Source organism: Vibrio sp. 2033, assembly GCF_033339735.1.
Genome location: NZ_JAWOVC010000580.1, coordinates 1 through 593, shown reverse-complemented (window position 1 = coordinate 593; position 593 = coordinate 1). Strand labels below are relative to the sequence as shown.

Annotated in this window: 1 protein-coding gene; it reads right to left on the bottom strand. The window is 48.6% G+C overall.

The genetic code is table 11. From position 1 onward, the window contains the following. On the bottom strand, window positions 1–593 hold a 593-nt coding region (locus R7P74_RS27890), incomplete at both ends, for an FtsX-like permease family protein (protein WP_318123914.1).

The following is a 593-nucleotide window of genomic DNA, read 5'->3' as shown; positions in this document are numbered from 1 at the left end:
CAACGCACACGGACCCAGCGTAACGTGTATGAGAAGCTTTGGAACATGTGCCACATCAAAAATGGCATGAATAGAGCCACCCTCACCACCATCAATGCGATAATGGAAAAACCCGTCTCTTGCGTTTTAGGTGCTTGGTAAACCGCGACCGCGGCTACACAGAAAGCACATGCCGCCAATGCTTGCCAAGAAAACTCTCTGCCTGCAAAGCGCATTAACGATAAACGCGAAGACAAGCGAATTGGTTGCGATTTCAACAATCGAATCAGTGGCCACAAACAGGAAATCAGAGCGCCCATTGCCGACATAATCAAACTGTATAAGCTCGACTGCCACGACCAACCGATAGTAAGGCCAACGTTGGCGTCATATAGATCGCTCAAACTGGAAGATACTGCAGGGATCAACTCGTTCGCCAACATGAGTCCAAAGAAGTTACCGCCAGCCCAAGCGACCAAAACGAGTATCGAGAGCTCAAGTAATAGCGCTTGCGCCAATTGGGTTCCATTCACACCGGTTTGACGCAAAATGCCGACTAATCGCTGACGCTGAATAAAAGACAATGACATCGCTTGATAGAAGATGAACAGTCC